At 49.6% G+C, this 21,863-nt stretch carries 14 protein-coding genes and 2 rRNA genes; all 16 read left to right on the top strand.

All coding sequences use genetic code 11. The features are described 5' to 3' along the window. Nucleotides 1–1,031 (top strand): 23S ribosomal RNA (locus B5F07_RS21065); the annotation flags it as partial. A 483-nt stretch (nucleotides 1,032–1,514) separates the two neighbouring features. Next, on the top strand, nucleotides 1,515–2,525 hold the full coding sequence (locus tag B5F07_RS21055) for an SGNH/GDSL hydrolase family protein (RefSeq protein ID WP_087163163.1): 1,011 nt from the start codon (nucleotides 1,515–1,517) through the stop codon (nucleotides 2,523–2,525). A 28-nt stretch (nucleotides 2,526–2,553) separates the two neighbouring features. Next, nucleotides 2,554–3,633 (top strand): response regulator, encoded by a 1,080-nt coding sequence (locus B5F07_RS21050; RefSeq protein WP_087163162.1) that lies wholly within the window; start codon nucleotides 2,554–2,556, stop codon nucleotides 3,631–3,633. After that, on the top strand, nucleotides 3,630–5,459 hold the full coding sequence (locus B5F07_RS21045) for a cache domain-containing sensor histidine kinase (RefSeq protein ID WP_162613192.1): 1,830 nt from the start codon (nucleotides 3,630–3,632) through the stop codon (nucleotides 5,457–5,459). Before B5F07_RS21050 ends, B5F07_RS21045 begins: the two co-directional genes overlap by 4 nt. Before the next feature lie 221 nt (nucleotides 5,460–5,680). Beyond that, complete coding sequence (locus B5F07_RS21040; protein ID WP_087163160.1) at nucleotides 5,681–6,619, top strand: ABC transporter permease; 939 nt, start codon at nucleotides 5,681–5,683, stop codon at nucleotides 6,617–6,619. 12 nt (nucleotides 6,620–6,631) lie between these two features. After that, nucleotides 6,632–7,525 carry a carbohydrate ABC transporter permease gene (locus B5F07_RS21035; RefSeq protein WP_087163159.1) on the top strand — a complete coding sequence of 298 codons (894 nt, stop codon included), beginning with the start codon at nucleotides 6,632–6,634 and terminating at the stop codon, nucleotides 7,523–7,525. A 68-nt stretch (nucleotides 7,526–7,593) separates the two neighbouring features. Beyond that, nucleotides 7,594–9,222 (top strand): ABC transporter substrate-binding protein, encoded by a 1,629-nt coding sequence (locus B5F07_RS21030; RefSeq protein WP_087163158.1) that lies wholly within the window; start codon nucleotides 7,594–7,596, stop codon nucleotides 9,220–9,222. A 111-nt stretch (nucleotides 9,223–9,333) separates the two neighbouring features. Continuing rightward, entirely contained in the window at nucleotides 9,334–11,499 is a 2,166-nt protein-coding gene (locus B5F07_RS21025; protein ID WP_087163157.1) for a glycosyl hydrolase family 28 protein, read from the top strand. After that, the gene (locus B5F07_RS21020; RefSeq protein WP_087163156.1) at nucleotides 11,486–13,522 is read left to right on the top strand and encodes a right-handed parallel beta-helix repeat-containing protein; all 2,037 of its coding nucleotides are present in this window, start codon (nucleotides 11,486–11,488) and stop codon (nucleotides 13,520–13,522) included. The genes B5F07_RS21025 and B5F07_RS21020 overlap by 14 nt, the downstream gene beginning before the upstream one ends. Then, nucleotides 13,519–14,199: a GDSL-type esterase/lipase family protein gene (locus B5F07_RS21015; RefSeq protein WP_087163155.1), complete on the top strand. Its 681-nt coding sequence runs from the start codon at nucleotides 13,519–13,521 to the stop codon at nucleotides 14,197–14,199. Before B5F07_RS21020 ends, B5F07_RS21015 begins: the two co-directional genes overlap by 4 nt. Continuing rightward, nucleotides 14,186–16,435: a GH36-type glycosyl hydrolase domain-containing protein gene (locus B5F07_RS21010; protein WP_087163154.1), complete on the top strand. Its 2,250-nt coding sequence runs from the start codon at nucleotides 14,186–14,188 to the stop codon at nucleotides 16,433–16,435. Before B5F07_RS21015 ends, B5F07_RS21010 begins: the two co-directional genes overlap by 14 nt. Nucleotides 16,436–16,438: 3 nt before the next feature. Next, a complete protein-coding gene (locus tag B5F07_RS21005) occupies nucleotides 16,439–18,448 on the top strand; it encodes a beta-galactosidase trimerization domain-containing protein (protein WP_087163153.1) in 2,010 nt (669 codons plus the stop codon). A 1-nt stretch (nucleotide 18,449) separates the two neighbouring features. After that, nucleotides 18,450–19,106, top strand: a complete 657-nt coding sequence (locus tag B5F07_RS21000) for an SGNH/GDSL hydrolase family protein (RefSeq protein WP_087163152.1) — start codon at nucleotides 18,450–18,452, stop codon at nucleotides 19,104–19,106. Between the two features lie 295 nt (nucleotides 19,107–19,401). Further along, nucleotides 19,402–20,484: a hypothetical protein gene (locus tag B5F07_RS20995; RefSeq protein ID WP_087163151.1), complete on the top strand. Its 1,083-nt coding sequence runs from the start codon at nucleotides 19,402–19,404 to the stop codon at nucleotides 20,482–20,484. Beyond that, on the top strand, nucleotides 20,481–21,131 hold the full coding sequence (locus B5F07_RS20990) for a GNAT family N-acetyltransferase (protein ID WP_204248877.1): 651 nt from the start codon (nucleotides 20,481–20,483) through the stop codon (nucleotides 21,129–21,131). Before B5F07_RS20995 ends, B5F07_RS20990 begins: the two co-directional genes overlap by 4 nt. 522 nt (nucleotides 21,132–21,653) lie before the next feature. Next, nucleotides 21,654–21,863, top strand: a 16S ribosomal RNA gene (locus B5F07_RS20985); the annotation flags it as partial.

Here is a 21,863-nt window from a genome sequence, read left to right as displayed (position 1 = left end):
AACGCGAAGCTTTGAACTTAAGCCCCAGTAAACGGCGGCCGTAACTATAACGGTCCTAAGGTAGCGAAATTCCTTGTCGGGTAAGTTCCGACCCGCACGAAAGGCGTAATGATTTGGGCACTGTCTCAACAATGCACCCGGTGAAATTGAAATACCAGTGAAGATGCTGGTTACCTGCGCCAGGACGGAAAGACCCCATGGAGCTTTACTCCAGCTTGATACTGGGATTCGGTATTGCATGTACAGGATAGGTGGGAGGCTGAGAAATGGTGACGCCAGTTGCCATGGAGCCGCTGTTGGGATACCACCCTTGCAGTACTGGGTTTCTAACCAGCAGCCGTGAACCGGCTGGGGGACAATGTCAGGCGGGGAGTTTGACTGGGGCGGTCGCCTCCGAAAGGGTATCGGAGGCGCTCAAAGGTTCCCTCAGAATGGTCGGAAACCATTCGGAGAGTGCAAAGGCAGAAGGGAGCTTGACTGCGACACCGACGGGTGGAGCAGGTACGAAAGTAGGACTTAGTGATCCGGTGGTATAAAGTGGGATTGCCATCGCTCAACGGATAAAAGCTACCCTGGGGATAACAGGCTTATCACTCCCAAGAGTTCACATCGACGGAGTGGTTTGGCACCTCGATGTCGGCTCATCGCATCCTGGGGCTGGAGTAGGTCCCAAGGGTTGGGCTGTTCGCCCATTAAAGCGGTACGCGAGCTGGGTTCAGAACGTCGTGAGACAGTTCGGTCCCTATCCGGCGCGGGCGTAGGATATTTGAGAGGAGCTGTCCTTAGTACGAGAGGACCGGGATGGACTGGCCGCTGGTGTACCTGTTGGGATACCAATTCCATAGCAGGGTAGCCAAGCCGGGAAGGGATAAACGCTGAAGGCATCTAAGCGTGAAGCCCCCCTCAAGATGAGATATCCCATGACGTCAAGTCAGTAAGACCCCTTGAAGACGACGAGGTAGATAGGGCAGAGGTGGAAGTGCCGTAAGGCATGGAGCTGACTGTTACTAATAGGTCGAGGGCATGACCAGGAAGGGAACAGATGGATGTTTGGTCTGATGTATGCAGTTTTGAAGGTACATGATTATATGGAAAGTAACCTCCGGAAGTATGGTTCTGGAGGTTTTTTTGATTACATGGACTTCATTTGGATCGTATTTTTGGAGAACAATTTTTCTGACAGATGTGGTACAATAAGCGTGATCAGCATTATCCGGCGAAAGGAAAGCAAATTTTGATCTGCTCCCGTTCGCACTGCGCAAAGAGAATGTATCATATGTAAATCATGAGAATGTGATGTCGCAGACTGCAGAGACCATGGAGACGCTGTATGAAGCGGCGGTAAAAGCGCATAGAGAAGCTGGTGGAATAGCAAAGGATAACTGAGAGGGAACGAAGAAAAACATGTCTCCTCTGTACCCCTGAAATGTCCTCTCAGTCAGTTGCATTTCCGGAAATTGGATGATATATTTCTTCCATTATAAGACTATTTGAGTAAATGGGAGGAAAGTATCATGAAAGAGAATGCGGGAAATAGCGGAGCAGAAAATTTTTACTGTAAACTGGCGAAAGGAGAGAATTTGAGTATATTGATCGTCGGGGATTCCATAGGCTGCGGCGCAGGCGCGAGCACAGGGGACAGGACATGGGCTTCCATGCTGCAAGGCTATCTGGAAGCTCAGTACAAAGCAAAGATCAAACTGACAAATGTCTCGCTCGGAGGAAATACCTCTTATGCCGGTTATGTCAGTGTGATGGCTCTCGACGATGACACGGTATATGATCTCGCAGTCGTCTGTTACGGACAGAATGATGCTCCGGAGAGATTTGCGCTGTTTTATGAGACGATCCTGTATGCGCTGCTGCAGAGATATCCGGGGTGCTCTGTTATATCGATCCTGGAATCTTCCCAGCAGACTTATACTGAAAAGATAGAAGAGATCAGGAAGATCTGTGCTGACTGGAAGATTCCCTGTGCAGACATGATCCGGGCATTTCAGGAGTCTTCCATGAGTATGAGTGAGCTTACAACAGACGATGTTCATCCGAATGATATCGGTCAGCAGATCTATTATGAAACGCTCAAAGCTATGATCGACGGATTCGTTCGGCAGGACGGCGGACAAACCGGTATTATGCATGCCGGAAGCAGATGCATGGATCAATTCCGGCATTTTGTGAAATATGAGGTAAATGAGGAGAAGGGCTTTACAAGAAAAGACCCTGTGACTTTTCTCCTGAGGACGTCGGAACGGGGGCTGCTCGGGATCGACTACACGTATGTACCGGGAGAAAACAGGGCGGATGTTTATGTTGACGGTATGCTCTGGCAGACTCTGGAGGTATCGTTCAACTATAATTTCTCACAGCGCCATATACAGACTGTCAGGTATGATGAGTGCCGTGTGGAGCGTGAGATCAAAATCGTATTTCTGAATAAAGAACAGGCTGAGGGATTCGGAGGTGTATTTTTCAGCCGGAAACAGTCCGGTTCGGATGGACGGGGCGAAGCTGTATTAAGTTAAACATTGACTGGAAAGGTGGACAGAAATTATGTATCGTTTAATTATAGCAGATGATGAGCCTTTGATCCGTGCGGGGCTGTTCTATCGGAATAACTGGGCTGAGATGGGCTTTGAAGTAGTGGCAATGCTGGAGGACGGCAGTGATGTACTGGAGTTTCTGGAAAAAGAACGTGCCGATGCGCTTTTGACCGATATCTGCATGTATCAGGTGTCCGGTCTGGAAGCGGCCGCCCGGATCCGGGAGAAATATCCATGGATGAAGATCGTACTGCTCTCCGGATACCGGGAGTTTGAGTATGCCAGAGAGGCGCTTCGCTGTAATGTATATGAATATCTGTTAAAACCGATCGATTACGAAAAGCTGAAATCTGTCTTCGGCAGGATAAAGAAGGAACTGGATGAAGCCGCACATGAGGAAAAACTGCTGATGAGTTTCGGCGAGGAGGAGTATGAACAGGCGCTCGGGCTGACGAAGGCCATGGCATGTTCTGTCATGGGAAAAGGAGATACCACGTGGTTGTCCTACGCAAGACTGAAACCTTTTCTGCAGAGTGTGCCCCGCGAAGTCAGGGAAGTGGTGATAAAGAAACTGCTGGAGGAACTTCAGGCGAATCTTGTCGCTGTTGCACCCGGCCTGGCAGATGAATTTGTCCGGAAGCTGAATGCGCTGCAGCTTTCGGAAGCGGATGATCTGCACAGTCAGCTTTTTGAACTGCTTACCGGGCTGAATGATGAACTGGTGGCGGGAAATTTCCTGACAGCGGAAAAGACAGCAGTGGACGACAGTATATCCAGAGCATGCAGATATATAGACAACCATCTGGGAGACAATTTTACCTATCGGGACGTTGCGGAATTTGTCCACTTAAGTCCCCGGCATTTTATCCGGAGGTTTCGGAATGAGATGAATGAAACCTTTACGGACTACCTGATCAGGATCCGGATCGAGGCTGCCATGCGGCTGATCGATGAGGGACAGACAGATGCGGCGGAAGTGTCTGCCCAGGTCGGTTATCAGGACGACAAATATTTTCAGCAGCTTTTTAAGAAACATGTGGGATGCACGCCGAGGGAATATCAGCGCGGAAAGCGGGGAAACATGCAATGAAACGGAAAATGCGGAAGGGCTGGATGGAGAAGACGGGGCGTATCTTCCGTCAGCTGTGCGAGTATCTGAAAGACTACCGGTTCAGCAGTATTCTTTTAAAATACTTTTTTCTTCTGTTCCTCTGCCTGGTCCTTCCGGCGACGGTGCTGAACGTATGGTATGGACGGATCCAGAGAGAACAGATTTATGATGAGGTGATCAAAAGGAACGAGTCGTCACTGACCCAGGCATATAACAGCGTTCACTCTGTGATCATGTCCAACATGAACCTTTCTTACAGCCTGTCGGCGAACAGCAACGTTCGTTACCTGACGTCCAGAAATTCCGTCAGTCAGGATTCTATCGCTAATCTGGACAGTCTGACGGCCATGCTCTCCGTTCTGAAGAATGCGGATGACTATATTGATTCGATCTACATCTACTTTGCCAATTCGGGTGAAGTGGTCACAAATACGGGAATGACCAGATACGAAAATTTTCAGGATAAGGAAGCACTTTTCTCCTTTTCTCCTGACATGCCGCAGAGAAATATCCTGACAGCGCGCATTAAGGAAAACAGATACCCGTACCTGCTGACCATATCTTATCCGATCACTGTATCCGGGGACGTGAACAGGGGACTTGTGGTGATCAATCTGGATGTGGAGAAGCTTGGAGATTATATCGGAACGGGAAAATACCGCAATACGGATGACTCCCCAAGACTTTTTGTCTTCGACGAAGATATGTCTACCCTTGTTTACAGCGATGAATACCGTCTGCTCAGTGAGGGAAACTGGGACGAGATTGTCAGGCTGCGGGACCAGGAAGACTGGGAGGAAGGATTCTCGGATGTCTGTACGATCTGGGACAGCAGATATGTGGTCTCAGGGCTGAAGAATGAGGAAGACATGCTCAGGTATCTTTATCTCTCTCCGATGCAGGAATTCGAGGAAAAGAGCAGTCTGGCAGATATCCGGCTGCTGCAGATCGTGGCACTGACAGGTCTGATATGTCTGATCCTCGCTTTTTTCCTGGCAGTGTGGGTGTATCGCCCTGTCAGGCAGACGATCCGCGTTTTATCCGAAGTCTCGATGCTGACGGAATGGGACAAAAAGGAACGGTTGGATGAGATGGAGGCGATCCAGAGGAGCATCCTGTCTGCCAAAAAAGAAAATGATGAACTGAACGCCCAGATACAGGAGAGGATCATCAGCCTGCACAATGCCCAGATCTGTGCTCTGCAGACACAGATCAATCCTCATTTCCTGTTTAATACCCTGGAAGCGATCGCCAACGCGGCGGCGCTTCTGATGAATGGGGACAACAAAGTTACGGAGATGATCTATACGCTCGGACAGCTGATGAGGATCAGTCTGTCCAATGAAAATTATCTTGTGCCTCTCAAAGAAGAACTGGAACATGTCAAACTCTATGTCAAACTGGTGGAGTTCCGTTTTCACGGACGGATCACACTGCATCAGGAGCTTCCGGAAAGCCTGTGGGAGGAGAGGATCGTAAAGCTTACCCTGCAGCCGCTGATCGAAAATTCGGTCCAGCACGGGTTCGCGCGGAAGCGCAGGGGCGGAAATATATGGCTGCGCGGTGAAAAAAAGGGAGGGGATACCTGCCTTTATGTCATTGATAACGGGGAAGGGATCAGTGAAGAAGAACTGGAAAAGCTTCGCCGACAGCTGAATGATCCCTCCATCAAGGGAGGAAGGCATATCGGGATGCGTAATGTGAATCAGAGGCTGAAGCTTGTTTTCGGAGAGAAGTACGGGCTTTCCGTAAGCCGCGCCGAGGAGGGCGGCCTGTGTGTAGCGGTACGGTTCCACAGTATATAGCAGCATAATGAAGAGCCGGTTATACCGGAAGAAAGACATCCTGCCTGCGGGGAGGGTGTCTTTTTTGGGAAATCCTTCCGTAGATATGGCAGTGCAGTCCTTTCTGTCCTGCCATGTCCTCTTTGTCTTCTTACATGTCCTCTGTCCCGGTTGAGGAGAGAGCACGGAAAAGATATAGTATTAGCAGGCAAAGGAAAACAGGGAGAAGGAGATGAGAGAAAATGAAAAAGAAAAAACTCCGGACGAAGCGGAAAAGCATCTGGAAAGACAAGGCAAGCTGGGAACTGCTGCTCCTGTGCCTTCCGGCACTGATCGGCTATATCGTATTTAACTATATACCGATGGGGGCCGCAGTCATGATCCCGTTCAAGGATTATAAGTTCAGTCTGGGGATACTGGGAAGTGAATGGTGCGGTCTGGATAATTTTAAGTGGATCCTGACCTCAACTTCCATGGCAAGGATCCTGCGCAACACGGTTTTATACGGGATCTGGTTTATGATCATCGGTACTGTTGTGAATGTGGGAATCGCGCTGCTTTTGTTTGAGATCAGAAACAGACGCGCGCTGAAAACATATCAGACGATCATAACATTTCCGAATTTTATGTCCATGGTAATCGTAGGATATGTGGTGTATGCCCTGCTGGGACCCCGGACGGGCCTTATGAATGAGGTCCTGACATCAGTCGGCATGGAGAGGATAGACGTTTATATGGAAGCAGGCTTCTGGCCGCTGATTCTGACGCTGGTAAACCTCTGGAAAGGCGTGGGAATGGGTTCCATGATGTACTTCGCCTCACTGATGGGAGTTGACAGTACCCTGTATGAGGCGGCGGAACTTGACGGTGCAGGCAGATGGCAGAAGATGCGATACATTTCTATCCCGCATCTGATCCCGCTGGTATGCATTTTTACGATAATGGGAGCAGGAAGCCTGATCAACGGAAATTTCGATCTGTTCTATGTAATTCCGAGAAATACGAGTATCTTGTACGATACGACAGATATTCTGAACACATACGTGTATCGTGCATTATCAACCGGAAACTATGCGATGGGCGCAACGGTAGGTCTGCTGCAGTCTCTGATCGGTGTGATACTGGTAGGAGCGTCAAATCTTATCGTGAAAAAAGTGTCGCCGGACAATTCACTGTTCTGAGGGGGTGCTGAAATGCAAAAGAAGACAAAACTTTTTCCGGTGTTCTTACATCTGTTTTTTATCCTTCTGAGCGCATGCTTTGTGATCCCCCTTGTGGTCGTCATCTCGGCATCGTTCACGAGTGAGGAGTGGCTGACGGCAGGAAACGGTCTGAGTATCCTTCCGCACGGATTTACAACGGCTGCATATGCATCTGCTTTTCGAAACGGAGCGAGACTGATCCGGGCCTACGCGGTCACGATCATCCAGTCGGGACTGGGAACACTGCTCAGCTGTATTGTGGCGGGCATGGCGGCATATGCGCTCTCGCGCAGACAGTTCAGGTTCAGAATGCCGATCACGGTGATTATATTTTTTACAATGCTCTTTTCGGCAGGCATGATCCCGACCTACATAATCTACGCTAAATATTACGGGTTAAGCGATAATTTTCTGATCTATATTCTGCCGGGAATGACAGGAGGAGCATACTATACCATGGTATTCCGGACATTTTTTAAAAGCCTGCCGGAATCCCTTTTCGAATCGGCTCATCTGGACGGCGCCAGCGAACTGAGGATCTTTGCGAGGATCATCGTACCGCTTTCGAAACCGGTCTTTGCATCAGTTGGATTTATGACACTGGTCGCAAAATGGAACGATTATACAACATCCATGATCTATATCCGGGATGAGAATCTCTATACACTGCAGTATCTGCTTCAGAGAATGATGGAGGAGGTCGAGTTCCTGAAGAATCTTTCCCGCGGGATGATGGGCAGCATCACGATGAGTGCGGCGGATATCCCAAGCGAAACGCTCCGCTATGCGATGTGCGTGATCGCAGCGGGTCCGATGCTTCTGATCTTCCCGTTCTTCCAGAAATATTTTTCAACGGGGCTGACCATCGGTGCAGTAAAGGAATAAAAGCGAAAGACAGGATTAAACCCTGGAATATCCGGGGATTTAATAAAGGAAAAAAGGAGGATTTTGCAATGAAAAGAAAGAGAATGAGCATGACACTGGCAGCGCTCCTGGCTGCGTCTATCTGCCTGGGCGGATGCGGAGCAGGGAGTGGAGGCACAGAGAAAGAAAGCGGCGGCAAAGGGGGATCCGAGCTGGAGCAGGAGACGATACAGCTGTGGCTGACCGGACCGGGAAAACAGAAAGATTCGGACGAGGTGTGGGAAAAATTCAACGAGATGCTTCAGGAATATGTGCCGAACACAACGGTAGAATTTACCGTAATACCCACTGCGGAATACAAAGAAAAGTATAATCAGATGCTTGCTTCCGGGGAAGCGGTGGACCTGACATGGGTTGCAAACTGGGTGACAGGTATCAATGAGATGATCGAAGACGGAAACTTCATGGAACTTGACGATCTTCTGGATGAATACGGACAGGGCATCATCGACACGCTGACCGAAGATGTGATCGATATGCACCGTTATCCGAAAGACGATAAGCTGTATCATCTGATCAGCTGGCAGGGACTTTATGCAAATGCGCGTGCTTTTAAAGTACCCACGGAATTTGCGCAGCTTGCAGGAGAAACCTGGCTTGAGGATACGAGAGCGGTTGTGGACAAGTGGTGGAACCACTATTCGGGACCGGAAGATTTCCAGGCGGTATTTGACCAGTTGGATATCTATCTTGGAACGCTCAAGGAGAACGGGCTGCTTTACGGCGGCATGAGCACGACGGCTCTGGGAGACTGGCTGTATCCGCACCGTTTTTCTTCAGAGAGCAGCCTCCAGATGTTTAACATCGGAGTAGAGCACAATGACGATACATTTAAAGTAATCGATTCCATCCAGAGCGAACATTTCCGGGTTTATGCGGAAAATATGGCGGAGTTTTACAAGAAAGGCTATATCCGTTCAGACATTGCCTCTCTGGAAAAGGATGCGCTGCAGTTTGTAACGAACGGTGAATTTACACCGAACACAACAGTGATCGATCTTCACAATAATCTGTCTCCCCGTCAGGCAGAACTTTATACCTCGGAATGCGGCGTGGACATTTCCCTGATCCCGATCGAGGAAAAAGGTTATTTGAGCCGCGGTGATGCGACAGCCATGGCAATTCCATACTGCGCAGATGCGCCGGAACGGGCGATGATGGTACTCAATGCAATCTATACACAGCCGGATCTCTACCAACTTCTGATCTATGGCGTGGAAGGCGAGCACTATACGGATAACGGAGACGGCACGATCACAACGCCATATGGCGACGAGGGAACGACAGATTCCGATTACGGACTGTGGAAATGGACGATCGGAACATGCAAGAATGCCCTTGTAACCCAGGAAGATGTGCCAGGATATTATGAAGAACTGGAAGAAGAAGAAAAAGACGCCTACATCTGTTCTGTTGCAAACTTTACACTGGATACATCAAGCGTGGAGGATGTAATCGCATCCCTGAAGGCGATTGACGGAGAATATGAGAGCATGATTGACAGAGGATACACAGGCGACGACTGGGAGAATACGCTGAATTCCTGGATTGAGGAACGAAAAGCAGCCGGTGTGGACCGCCTGATAGAAGAACTTCAGAAACAGCTTGACCAGTATCTGGAAGAAAATAATATCACATCCTGGATCAGCAATAAGTAAGAGAAATATACAGTGCCGGGAAGAACCGGTTCATGGAAAGTGCGGAAAAACAGGAGAAGGCACATGCCCCTCCTGTTTTTCTGAACATGGGACTCTGTGAAAGGAGAAAAGATGAATTATGTTGTTACAGAAAACGGGAAAGAGCTTCCTGTAAAGACAGCACGGGTATATCCCTGCCCGTACCACAGGACACAGCTTATGGAATATGTCCAGTGTTTCCCTGAATTTCCGGTCTGTCTGCGGATCCGCTCGGAAAAGAAAGTACAAAGCGCCGTTGTCCGTCCGATGAGTCTCGGGCTTACAGTAGAATACGAAAACAAAGAGATGCTGCTTCGGCTCGACCGTCCGCTGAAATGTTCTCTTGAGATCAACGGTACGGCAGAAGATAATCTTCTGATCCTGGCAGAAAAAAAGACGGACGAAAGACCGGTGACGGACGAACATCTGGTGTTCTTTCCCCCGGGAGTCCACCGGGCGGATATCGTGACAGTCGACAGGGACAATACGACAGTATATCTGGAAGAGGGCGCGTATATCCACGGGAAATTTTCGGTCAGGGACTGCAGCCATGTGAAGATATGCGGATATGGAGTGATCAGCATGGAGGAGTACCCGGTTGAAACCCGCCCGCTGTATGCCCGGTGTATAGATGTGACAGGGTGCTGTGATGTGCTCATACGCGATATTACGATCATGGACAGCAACGACTGGAGTCTGCGGATCTGCGGATGCGAGGATGTGACTGTCGACAATGTGAAAATCTTCGGATGCAGGGGAAATTCGGACGGAGTGGATGTATGTGGGTCAAAGCGGGTACTGGTGCAGAATGTTTTCACCAGGGTATGGGATGATTCCCTTGTTGTAAAAGCGCTTGATACCGGAGATGTGGAAGACGTCTTGTTCCGCCGCTGTATTCTCTGGAATGATTTCGCAAGACCCATGGAAGTCGGAGTAGAGCTTCGGGCTGACCAGGTACACCGCGTACGGTTTGAGGATATCGATATTATCCATTCGTCTACCGGTTATCCTCTGATGGGGATCCATCACGGGGACAGGGCGGTTGTATCCGATATCACATTTGAGAATATCCGGATCGAGGACGCGCCCGGCGCACAGCTCTTTGATATCCGGATCACGCCATCCTTCTGGAACCGGGATAAAAAGATGGGATGCATCCGGAATATCCGTTTTAAAGATATCTGCCTGAGGGGAAAACCAGGAATTGAGCTGCTGCTGAGCGAATCACGTCTGCAGGGATACAGCCCGGAACATGATATATGCGGCGTAAGTTTTGAAAATATCTCACTGTGCGGAAAAACACCGGGAGATACCGGTGCACTGGGGCTTAAATGCCAGGATTATGTACAGGATATCCGGGTGTCCCCTGCGCCGGGGATTCCCTCGTTGGAACCGGTGGGAACAGAACTTACAGTAAAAGAGCCTTTTCAGCTCCGTGAGGATGGATTTTATGAGGGAATTCTGGAAGTGCTTCTGACGAATCATGCGGGGGACGAACGGGAAAAAGAAGTCTGGCTGAAAATTTCTCCGGAGCATGCCGGAGCATACCGGAGAACCCGGCAGAAAGTGTACCTTCCGTCAGAGGGAGAAGTAAGGCTTGAATACTCTGTTGTTCTACAACCGGGGAAATATGTGGCGGCACTTCAGTCCGATGACCCGGAGATCCAGTACGTGTGGAAATTCCTGGAGCTTGACTGGTATCTGGCGGATACAGGAGTATCCCGTCCACTGGAATTTGTCAATTACTGCGGACAGAAGCTGGGCGGGGTCAGGGCGTGGGTGGAAGAAGAAAGCCTCGTTTTGGAAAGCCCGCTGCTTCTTAGGAAAGACTGCACGTTTGTGCTGTATACGGCGGCTCCTGTAAGACGGCAGCCGGAGGAGGTGGTCTTTTCCGTAGAAGAGACGGATTTCGGTCAGGTGCCGGCGGTTATCGAAGGAAACCATGGCCTCGAGACGGCTCCGCAGCTGCGCTGTCCCCTGGAAATCACACTGGTGTTCAAAAACGAACCGAAAGTAGGAGAGATCCATACATTTACAATAAAGGGCGGAGAAAACGAAAGACTGCTTATTCCTCTGGAAGAACTGGGGCTGTCCGGAAAGGACAGGCATTTCTGGATGGAGATCGAAGCACGTCTTCCGGAAGTGGAGAAACTCAGATATCCGTACACACTGTTTCATTCTGTCTCGCCCCTGACGACGGCTCATATGTACGGAAACTGCAGGATAATGAAAAAAGGAGAAAGATATGACACAATATAAGTTTTATGTAAATACGACAGGCGACGATAAAAATCCGGGAACAAAGGCTCTTCCCTTCCGCACGATTACTGCCGCGCAGAAGGCGGCAAGACGTGCTCCGGGACCGACGGTTGTGGAGGTGGGAAGCGGGACTTACGGCGAGGCGCTGCTTTTTACAGAAAAGGACAGCGGGGATACTTACCTTACAGGAGAAAAAGCGGTGCTGACCGGGGGAGAACGTTTCATGTGGGATGAAACAGAGGATATCCCGGAAGAGATCAGGGCGTGTCTTGCGCCTGAGGCTGCCGGGCACGTAAGGATGATCGATCTGAAAAAGCGCGGCATCTCTCCGGATGCATACCGGGAGCTCTATGAGATCGGAGAGTACAGTATGGGCGGACGGTATGACGGGGTATCCCAGGGGTGTAATCTTGAGATATTCGAAAACGGCAGGAGAATGACCCTGGCGAGGTATCCCGACGAGGGATATCTCCGTCTTGAGGCTGTCGCAGATGTGGGAGATGCCGCAGAATTCCCGCCCCAGAATTACTGGACGACCTGGGCATCGCGCCGGAATCACAGACCGGGGATGTATATCATAGACAGGGAGACGAATGAAAGAGTAAAAAAATGGAAACATCCAGAGACGGCATGGATGTTCGGATATTTTTACTGGGACTGGGCAGATTCATCAACACCGGTCAGGTTTTATCCTGAGACCCGGGCTGTACAGCCAAAGTTTGTGAGCAGATACGGGGCACAGGCAGGAGCACAGTATTATTTTTACAATGTTCTGGATGAACTGGACTCGCCCGGGGAATATTATCTGGACCGGGAAAACGGGCTTTTGTATGTATATCCGCATGGACAGGCGGGAACGTATTTTGACATCTCTCTCCGGGAAAAACCGCTGATTGAAGTGAGGGGAGCGGACGACATGACTTTTTCCGGATTTTACCTTACGGATGTGCGCGATACTGCTGTCGTGGCAGCAGGAAACGGAAACCATTTTGAAAAACTTACAGTCCGCAACGCGGCTGTCCACGGGATAAGTGTCAGCGGATACAGAAACATTGTGGAGAACTGTGATATCGCACATACAGGATGCGGGGGAATCTATGTGGACGGAGGGGAACGCAGGACGCTGACACACGGAGAAAATATTGTGCAGAACAACCGGATACATGAATTCTCGGAAGTATACCAGACGTATCAGGCAGGGGTAAGCCTGACCGGCGTGGGCAATATCTGTGCCCATAATGAGATATGCGGCTCCCCGCATCTTGCCGTATATTACAAAGGAAACGAGCATCTGATCGAATATAACGATATCCATGACGTGGTACTCCACTCGGACGATGCAGGAGCGGTCTATTCCGGATATGACTGGGCAGGACACGGGACAGTGATCCGCTATAACCGGCTGGAAAATATCGGCTCTGACGAATTTTCTCCTAATGGAATCTACTGGGATGACGGTCTGTCCGGACAGACCGCATATGGAAATGTATTTATCAATGTAAAAAAGTGCGGAATTCTGATCGGAGGCGGAAGGGACAACCGGTTTACCGGGAATATTATTATCGGGGAGAGCGTGGATCCGATCTTTTATGATGACAGGAACCGGGAAGGGTTTGTCTACGGCGGATGGGCGCATGCAACCTGTGACACTCCCGATGCTCCGCATTGGAAAAAACTGGAGGAAGTTCCTTACAGGGAGGGAGTCTGGAAAGAAAAATACCCGTCACTAGCCAGGATAACAACGGATTTCTCAGATCCGGATAACCCGGATTTTCCTGTGAATCCTGCAGGATCGGTAGTGGAGCACAATGTTATTATCAACAGCCGGCTGCATCTGGGGATGATCCATCCGTCTGTGTATGAGTACAGCCACATCGGCGATAACGAGCTGTACCACACGATAGATGAGGCAGGATTTGACCTGGGACACCTGCGGTTTAAAACTCCGAAAGAGGGAGTGCCGCTGATCGATGCAGATAAGATTGGAAGAATCTGTAAAGAGGACGGAGAAGAGACAGAATGAGAGAATACGGGGCGGAAAAAATATTATTTCAGGGTGATTCCCTGACAGATGCACGCAGAGATAAAGAAGGAAATGATCCCCAGATGAGACTGGGAAACGGGTATGTTAATCTGGCGGCAGCCTGGCTTTCCTGCCGGAATCCAAAGATACACGTTATGAATCACGGAGTAAACGGAAACAGGATTATGGATCTGTATGCCAGATGGATTGAGGATACGCTGAATGTTGACTTCGATCTCCTGAGCATCCTGTGCGGCGTAAACGATGTGGGATTTCAGATGCGTATGAACCGGGGAGCTGATGAGGAAAAATTTGCTTTTATCTATGACAGAATGCTCTATGAAGTGAGAAAAGAAAAGCCGGAGGCAGAGATCGTCTTGTGCGAGCCTTTCCTGTTCCGTTTAAAACCGGAGGAAACAGAGTCCGGCAGAGACATAATGGAAAACTGGGACGAATGGTATTCACGAATCCGCAAAAGGAGCGGTATCATAAGAAAACTTTCGGAAAAGTACGGCGCGCTTCTTGTGCCGTCCATGGAATTATTTGAAAAGGCATGTCTGAGAGCGCCGGCAGGTCACTGGTCTTCGGATGGAGTGCATCTGACGCTGGCAGGAAACGCCCTTCTCGCTGAAGAGTGGATACGCTGTGTGAAAGGAGCAGGATATGTATCGGTTTGACAATGAGAAGAGGGAAATTTCTTTTGATGATTACAGGACTCCGACTCCGTGGATGAATTATCTCTCCAACGGGACATTTCATGCCATGATTTCCCAGGCAGGAGGCGGAGTCGCATTTTACAGATCTCCCCAGATCTGGAGAATCAATCACTACCGCTTTTTTCATCTGCCGATGGACCGGAGCGGATTCTATACATATATCCGTGACGGGGAGACGGTATGGTGCCCCACCTGTGAACCATGTCCGGCGAAACCGGAAAAATGGCGGGGCTATCATGGTATGGGGTATACGGGAGTTGAAGCAGAACGGGACGGGCTTAAGGTTTCAGCCGTCTATCTGGTGGGGAAATATGAAAATGCCATGATTTGGGATCTGACATTTGTCTCAGAGTGCGACAGGAAGATCACGATTTTCCCCTACGTCGAACTGGGAATGATGGAATTTATGCGGGAACTTCAGTGGCAGTGCTATAACAAGCACCAGCTCACCTGTATCTGCCGGGACGATGTTCTGGTCTACCATTATCATGTGGAAAACCAGCCGAAGCCCGAAGAGACGCCGCTTGTGTTTTTTGCGGCAGATGTTCCCATATCTTCTTTTGACTGTGACAGGGACAGCTTTATAGGGAGTTACCGGAGCGAGGAGAATCCGAAAGGGACTGAGAAGGGCGAACTTGCCGGTTCGCTTCTGTATGGAGGAGACCCGTGCTTTGCGCTGCAGATCGATCTGGAACTTAAGGCGGGGGAAGAAAAGAAGGTCCATGTTTTTTTCGGTACGGGAATGAATGAGAAGGAGATCGGGGAAACGGTGGGACGGTGCCGCAGGCCCGGATTTACCGAACGGTCGATGGAGAGCCTGAAGAGGCACTGGAAGGAATATCTTTCTGCTTTTCAGTGCAGCATCCCGGATGAGGATGCCCGGACGATGATTAATATATGGAATCCTTACCAGGCGGAGCGTAATTTCCGTTTTTCAAGAAATATCAGCTATTATGCGACCGGCACATTCCGGGGAGTGGGAGTGAGAGACACCGCCCAGGACATTCTGGCAATGGTTCCTATGGATACAAAACGTGCCAGGCGTAAGCTGGATCTTCTGTTCACCCAGCAGTATAAGGACGGGCACTGCAACCATTATTTCTTCCCCACGGAAGGATGGGAACCGGTGACACGGGTTCATTCGGATAACCATCTGTGGCTGATCATGGATGTGTACCATATCATAATGGAAGAAGGAAGCCTGGAATATCTCCGCGAGACCCGTCCGTACTACGACGGCGGGAACGGGACCGTGTGGGAGCATCTGCGCAGAGCGGTCAACTTTACGGCGGAACATATAGGAGAGCATGGCTTTCCTCTGATGCTCTGCTCTGACTGGAATGATATGCTGTACAAGGTATGCCGGAAAGGAAAGGGGGAAAGTATCTGGACGGGAATGCAGTTCGGCACGGTGCTTCGTATGATGGAAGAGATGGCGCAGCTTCTCGGAGAATCCGCCGGAGAGTACCGGAAACTTTACGAGGAGCAGCGCAGACTGGTCAATACCGCCGGATGGGACGGAGAGTGGTTCAGGCGGTGCATCACGGACGAGGGCGTGATGATCGGTTCAGCAAAGGAACCCCAGGCAAAGATATGGCTGAATACACAGAGCTGGTCCGTGATCAGCGGGCTTGGGGACAGAGAAAAACAGATCTGTGCCATGGACAGCGTAAAGAAATATCTGGATACAGAGCTCGGAATCCGTAAGATCTTCCCTGCGATGGAGGATTACCCTTCCAGAGAAGATCCGCTGACTTATTATAATAAAGGGTGTGGGGAGAACGGAAGTGTATTCTGCCATGCAAACACATGGGCAGTTATCGCGGAATGTATGCTTGGCAGAGCGGAGAGGGCATATCACTATTACCATCAGCTGCTGCCTGTGATCGCGCAGAAAAAAGCGGGAGCAGAGCGTTACCGGGCGGAGCCGTATGTATATTCCTCCAACATTTTCGGACCGGAGAGCAGGAATTTCGGGCTGGCAAACGTATCCTGGCTGACTGGGACCGCGGCGTGGATGTATGTGGCAGTGACACAGTACATGCTGGGAATCCGCCCCGGGTGGGAGAAGCTGACGGTAAAGCCGTGCCTGGCGCGCGGGATGCTCCCGGCTGTCGTGACGAGGAGATTCCGGGGAAAGAAGTACCGGATTACGATCTTAAGTAATGATGACGTGTCCGTTGAGGAGGAGGGATAATGTATGAGATACAGACAGGTTCATCTTGATTTTCATACCAGTGAGAAAATTCCGGATGTCGGCGCCGGATTTACGAAGGAAAATTTTCAGGAAGCGCTGAAAAAAGGGCATGTGGATTCCATAACTCTGTTTTCAAAGTGTCATCACGGATGGGCATACCATCCGTCAAAGACAAATGAGATGCATCCGAACCTTCATTTTGACCTGCTTGGTGCTCAGATCAGTGCAGCACATGAGATCGGGGTAAAAACTCCCGTATATCTGTCTGCCGGACTCGATGAAAAAATGGCGCGGAGACACCCGGAATGGCTGATACGCAGACGGGATGAAAGCACGACATGGGCGAAGGATTTTTCAGAACCGGGATATCACAGAATGTGTTTCAATTCCCCCTACCTTGATTATCTTCTGGCACAGATCAGGGAGGTATGCGAGAACTACGATGCGGATGGGATTTTTCTTGATATCGTTGGCGTGATCCCATGCTACTGTCAGAACTGCGTCAGGATTCTGCGGGAGGAGGGAAAAGATCCGTATGATGAAGCGGCAGTTTATGACCTGGCAGAGCGTACTTATGCCTCATATGCCAGGCGTGTCCGCCAGACAGTTGACCAGGTGAAGCCGGGACTCCCGGTTTTTCACAACAGTGGTCATGCCAGGCGGGGACGCCGCGATCTGGCATACTTTAACTCACATCTGGAGCTTGAAAGTCTTCCCACAGGGGGATGGGGCTATGATCATTTTCCGCTTTCCGCAGCCTATGCGAGAACGCTGGGAATGGATGTAATCGGGATGACAGGGAAATTTCACAGATCCTGGGGGGAGTTCGGGGGATTTAAACATCCCAATGCGCTCCGGTATGAAACGGCACTTTCGGTGGCAAGTGGAGCAGGCTGTTCGGTAGGAGACCAGCTGCATCCGGGAGGACGGATGGATCTGACAACCTATGAACTGATCGGTGAGGCATACCGGGAACTGGAAGAAAAGGAGCCCTGGCTGATAGGTGCATGCAATCTCACTGACATAGCAGTCTTTACGGTCGAGTCGGCACAGAATTATTACCGGGATAAAGGGTTTGGCACCGGACAGAGTACGGGGGTCGGCGCATCGGATGCAGGGTGCACCAGAATCCTTCTGGAAGGCGGGTATCTTTTTGATGCCATCGATGACCAGGCGGAGTTTGAAAAGTATAAGGTGATTATCCTGCCCGATAAGGTACAGTTGGATAAAAAGCTGAAGGAAAAGTTTGACAGGTTCCTGGATCATGGAGGAAAAGTGCTTCTGAGTGGGAGGTCGGGGCTGTGGCAGGATGAGAAGGAGGGCTTTGCACTGGATCTTGGAATCCGCTATCTTGGAGAACACAGATATTCCCCGACTTATGCACGAACGGAGTTCGACGTGCCGCCTTTCGGGAAAACTTCTTTTCTCATGCACGGCACTGCACAGAAATTTGAATGTATCTCTGCACGGAAGACTGCATCGGTAGAACATCCGTATTTTAACCGGACAGTAGAACATTTCACGTCCCATGCGCATGCACCGGGAGACGGGAAGGATGCGGGACCGGGAATCGCAGTCTCGCAAAAGGGAGCATATATCTGCTGGGATATTTTCAGAAATTATGGTGAAGACGGAAGCCTGATCTGTAAAAAGCTCATCTGCCATGTGCTGGATGAACTTCTGGGGGAGAAAAAAAGTGTCGCGACAACACTGCCTGCCCAGGGAATTGTCACACTGACCCGGCAGAATGAGCGGCTGATCCTGCATCTGCTCTACGCTTCGCCGGTTAGACGGGGAAATGGGGTAGAAGTGATCGAAGATATCCTGCCAGTCAGTGACATCCAGGCAGAAGTAAAGACAGAAATGAAAGTGGCGGATGTAATCATGGAGCCGCAGCACCGGAAACTGGAATTTGAACAGAAAGGGGAAAAAGTACGCTTCTGCGTCCCCCACCTGGAAAACCATCAGATGATCGTATTAGAGCCGGAAAAGGCGGAAGGAGGAAAGCAGTAATATGATTTTTGAACATATGGACCGCATTGTATTCGCCGGAGATTCTGTGACGGATATGGGAAGTGAACAGCCGGTCGGAGAAGGACTCTTCGACAGTCTGGGACATGGGTACGTCCGTGTCATCGAGAATCTGCTGGCTGCGTTCTACCCGGAGCGGGCAATCCGGATAACCAATTCAGGTACGGCAGGAAACAGCAGCAGGGATCTTCTTGCAAGATATCAGAGAGATGTGGTCGATCTGAATCCGGACTGGGTTTCCATCTGCATTGGAATTAATGATGTCTGGAGACAGTTCGACTGTCCTTTCTTAAAGGAACATCTGGTATTTCCGGAGGAATACGAGGAGAATATCCGCAGGATGATTCTGGCAGTAAAGGACAGTGTGAAAGGAATATTTCTGCTGTCTCCTTATTATATTGAGCCCAACCGGGCAGATCCGATGCGCGCCAGGATGGACGAATATGTCGAAATATGCCGCAGACTGGCGGAAGAATACGGCTGCCGGTTCGTCAACTTTCAGAAAATGTATGAGGACTACTGCCAGGTGAGACATTCTGCGAGCATTGCCTGGGACAGGGTACATCCAAACCAGATCGGTGCAACGCTGATGGCAAGAGCGTTTCTGGAGGAGTGCGGATTTGATTTTGGGAGAAAATAAGTTTTACAACAGGCAGAACCTGGTGTATAGAAGATATACAGAAAATATACAGAAGAAAAGCAGCCTCCGGGGGTAACATCCCGGGGGTTTTTTGCGCATTTTTGTGTAAGAACTGCCGCTTTTTCTCCGGCTGTGATATAATGAAAAAGCCAGTACTTTCCGCATGGCTTTTCGTTCGCTTTGCCCCTCATCGCAGGTGGCTTGCCATTCAGTCTGTGCGATGTGGAAAACAGTACATAAAAAGGAGTTCCATGCAGGTTCAATTATATATATTACGATAAAGGAAAGATTTACTATGCAGCTATTATTAAAAGACAGACCTGTTTTAAACGTAGAGGAAAACGGTATATGTGAAATCCTGGATTTTGACCGCCTGCCGTTTGCGCTGCGAAAAGAAAAAGTGACGTTTATTGATTTCATTGAATGGGCTTCTAACCGCACACTTTCAATCGGGCGAAGCTATGCAAAAGAGATTCTAAATACACTGCGCCTGCCGCAGTCAAACCGTTTTGCTGTGTGCAGGGCATGCCGTGGACTCAGTCTTGAGGATGCATACTGGATCAGGCAGGAAGATGACAACAAAACATGGGAAGAGGTCAGTTTGTTCCGGAATCCGCTGACTCTTTTTGTGACGGAAGTCTCCCTGTCCGGAAGAAATGTCCACTATTCGGCAGCTGCAGAGGAATCACATAAGATTCACACGCCGGAGCTGACTACGCTTGGAGCAAGCGCAAAAGGATGGATACGGAAGGAAGGACGGCTTTTTCTCCATAAAGTCGGAAAATATGAGATACCTGCGGACCAGATACTGGAAGCTCTGGGGATCCCCCACATCCATTACCGTGTTTCCGAGCTGGAGGAGATCTCCTCCTACCTGACAGAAGAACGGAAAGAATGGATCGGAAGTGTGGGGGAAGCGGTTGTCAATTCGGAGCTTTTTACCTCAGAAGACATTTCTCTCGTTACATTTGAAGAGTTCCGGACTTTCTGCAGCAGCTACGGACTGGATCCGTATGAGGAAGCAGAAAAAATGGATCCCGTCTCTTATCTGAAAATGCAGATCGCGGACTATATTTTAAATAATAACGACCGGCATGACCAGAACTGGGGATTCCTGATGGAGAATGCCACCGGAAAGCTGACTGGATTCTGTCCGCTGTTCGACCATGACCATGCATTTGTAAACTACGAAAATATAATGTCGCAGACGACGAAAGAAGTCCAGACACTTTATGAGGCTGCGTGTATGGCGCAGAACGAACTGAAGCTTGACCTTCGGGCACTGGACCGGCTGCCGGTTCCGAAATATTTAAGCGAAATGCAGTGGAAAGCGGTACAGGAAAGGAAGGAAAAACTGTTGGGAGGTCCAGGCAGATGATTCCGGAAAAGGACAGAACGGGAGGCTGCGATATCCGGATAAGGACAGCTTCGCCTGAAGATGCGGAAGCTGTGAGGGAGATATATGCCCCTTATGTGGAAAAGACGGCGGTTACGTTTGAATATGAAACACCGGATACAGATGAATTCCGGAAAAGAATAGAAACGGTATTAAAGAAGTATCCGTGGATAGTGGCAGAGCAGAAAGGAAGGATCGCCGGCTATGCATATGCGGGCACTTTTAAAGAACGTGCCGCCTATACCTGGTCAGTTGAGACATCCATCTACGTAAAAGAGGGTATGAAGAGAACGGGAATTGGAAAGCGTCTGTACGGTACGCTTGAACAGATCCTCTCTGCACAGCACATTTTGAATCTGAATGCCTGCATTGCCTATACAGAGAATGAAGACACATATCTTACACAGGACAGTGTACATTTTCATGAACGCAGCGGATATCATTTTGTAGGAAAATTTCAGAAGTGCGGCTATAAATTTGGCAGATGGTATGACATGGTCTGGATGGAAAAGCATATTGGAAAACACACTCGGCAGCCGGAGCCGGTTATATGGTTCCCTGAAATAGAGAATTCTGTGGTGTCAGAATTGCGTGAATTGTGTGAATTGTCTGAAATAAATAAAAAATAGAAAAAACATTGACAATTGCTTCCAGGAGTGATAAGATAGCACCTGTCGCTGATGACGGGAACTTAAAAAGCCGCAGAAAATCATGCCAGCCGGAGACGCGGAGGCGGAACAGCCGGGGGCAGGAGGGCGGAAGTTAAGGGAACGGAGGCGCTGAAAAAGACAGATAAAAAACTGTTGACAACGCCGCGCGGATGTGATAACCTATACAGGCTGTCGAAAAGCGGGAGAAACCGCAGATGAGACAGAAAAGAAAAAAGTTCTTGACAAAGTCAAACAGATTTGATAGAATATCAAAGCTGTCGCAAAAAAAGAACGACAGGAACCTTGATAACTGAACAATAGACAACAACCCTTGAAAATTTCTTTGAAGAGAAAATTTCTAAGAACGTCATTGGACAATGAGGTTCGGCTCTGCCGAACGGCTTTCACACTAGATTCGTGAAAGACCTCATCAAGTGTTCAATGCCAACAACAGTAAAGGGATAGAATTGCTAGTAGTGATTCTTGAACCGAGCAAACACTTTTAACGAGAGTTTGATCCTGGCTCAGGATGAACGCTGGCGGCGTGCCTAACACATGCAAGTCGAGCGAAGCACTTTACCTGGATTTCTTCGGAATGACGGGTGATTTGACTGAGCGGCGGACGGGTGAGTAACGCGTGGGTAACCTGCCTCACACAGGGGGATAACAGTTAGAAATGACTGCTAATACCGCATAAGGCCACAGCACCGC

The organism is Lachnoclostridium sp. An169 (assembly GCF_002160525.1).
Lineage (GTDB): Bacteria > Bacillota > Clostridia > Lachnospirales > Lachnospiraceae > Mediterraneibacter > Mediterraneibacter cottocaccae.
Note: the sequence above shows the minus strand (reverse complement) of the source record. Positions and strands in the feature narration are given on the sequence as shown.

Excerpts from the sequence above, each read along its gene's own strand:
- B5F07_RS21055 (WP_087163163.1), top strand. The coding sequence starts at position 1,515 with ATGAAAGAGAATGCGGGAAATAGCGGAGCAGAAAATTTTTACTGTAAA.
- B5F07_RS21050 (WP_087163162.1), top strand. The coding sequence starts at position 2,554 with ATGTATCGTTTAATTATAGCAGATGATGAGCCTTTGATCCGTGCGGGG.
- B5F07_RS21045 (WP_162613192.1), top strand. The coding sequence starts at position 3,630 with ATGAAACGGAAAATGCGGAAGGGCTGGATGGAGAAGACGGGGCGTATC.
- B5F07_RS21040 (WP_087163160.1), top strand. The coding sequence starts at position 5,681 with ATGAAAAAGAAAAAACTCCGGACGAAGCGGAAAAGCATCTGGAAAGAC.
- B5F07_RS21035 (WP_087163159.1), top strand. The coding sequence starts at position 6,632 with ATGCAAAAGAAGACAAAACTTTTTCCGGTGTTCTTACATCTGTTTTTT.
- B5F07_RS21030 (WP_087163158.1), top strand. The coding sequence starts at position 7,594 with ATGAAAAGAAAGAGAATGAGCATGACACTGGCAGCGCTCCTGGCTGCG.
- B5F07_RS21025 (WP_087163157.1), top strand. The coding sequence starts at position 9,334 with ATGAATTATGTTGTTACAGAAAACGGGAAAGAGCTTCCTGTAAAGACA.
- B5F07_RS21020 (WP_087163156.1), top strand. The coding sequence starts at position 11,486 with ATGACACAATATAAGTTTTATGTAAATACGACAGGCGACGATAAAAAT.
- B5F07_RS21015 (WP_087163155.1), top strand. The coding sequence starts at position 13,519 with ATGAGAGAATACGGGGCGGAAAAAATATTATTTCAGGGTGATTCCCTG.
- B5F07_RS21010 (WP_087163154.1), top strand. The coding sequence starts at position 14,186 with ATGTATCGGTTTGACAATGAGAAGAGGGAAATTTCTTTTGATGATTAC.
- B5F07_RS21005 (WP_087163153.1), top strand. The coding sequence starts at position 16,439 with ATGAGATACAGACAGGTTCATCTTGATTTTCATACCAGTGAGAAAATT.
- B5F07_RS21000 (WP_087163152.1), top strand. The coding sequence starts at position 18,450 with ATGATTTTTGAACATATGGACCGCATTGTATTCGCCGGAGATTCTGTG.
- B5F07_RS20995 (WP_087163151.1), top strand. The coding sequence starts at position 19,402 with ATGCAGCTATTATTAAAAGACAGACCTGTTTTAAACGTAGAGGAAAAC.
- B5F07_RS20990 (WP_204248877.1), top strand. The coding sequence starts at position 20,481 with ATGATTCCGGAAAAGGACAGAACGGGAGGCTGCGATATCCGGATAAGG.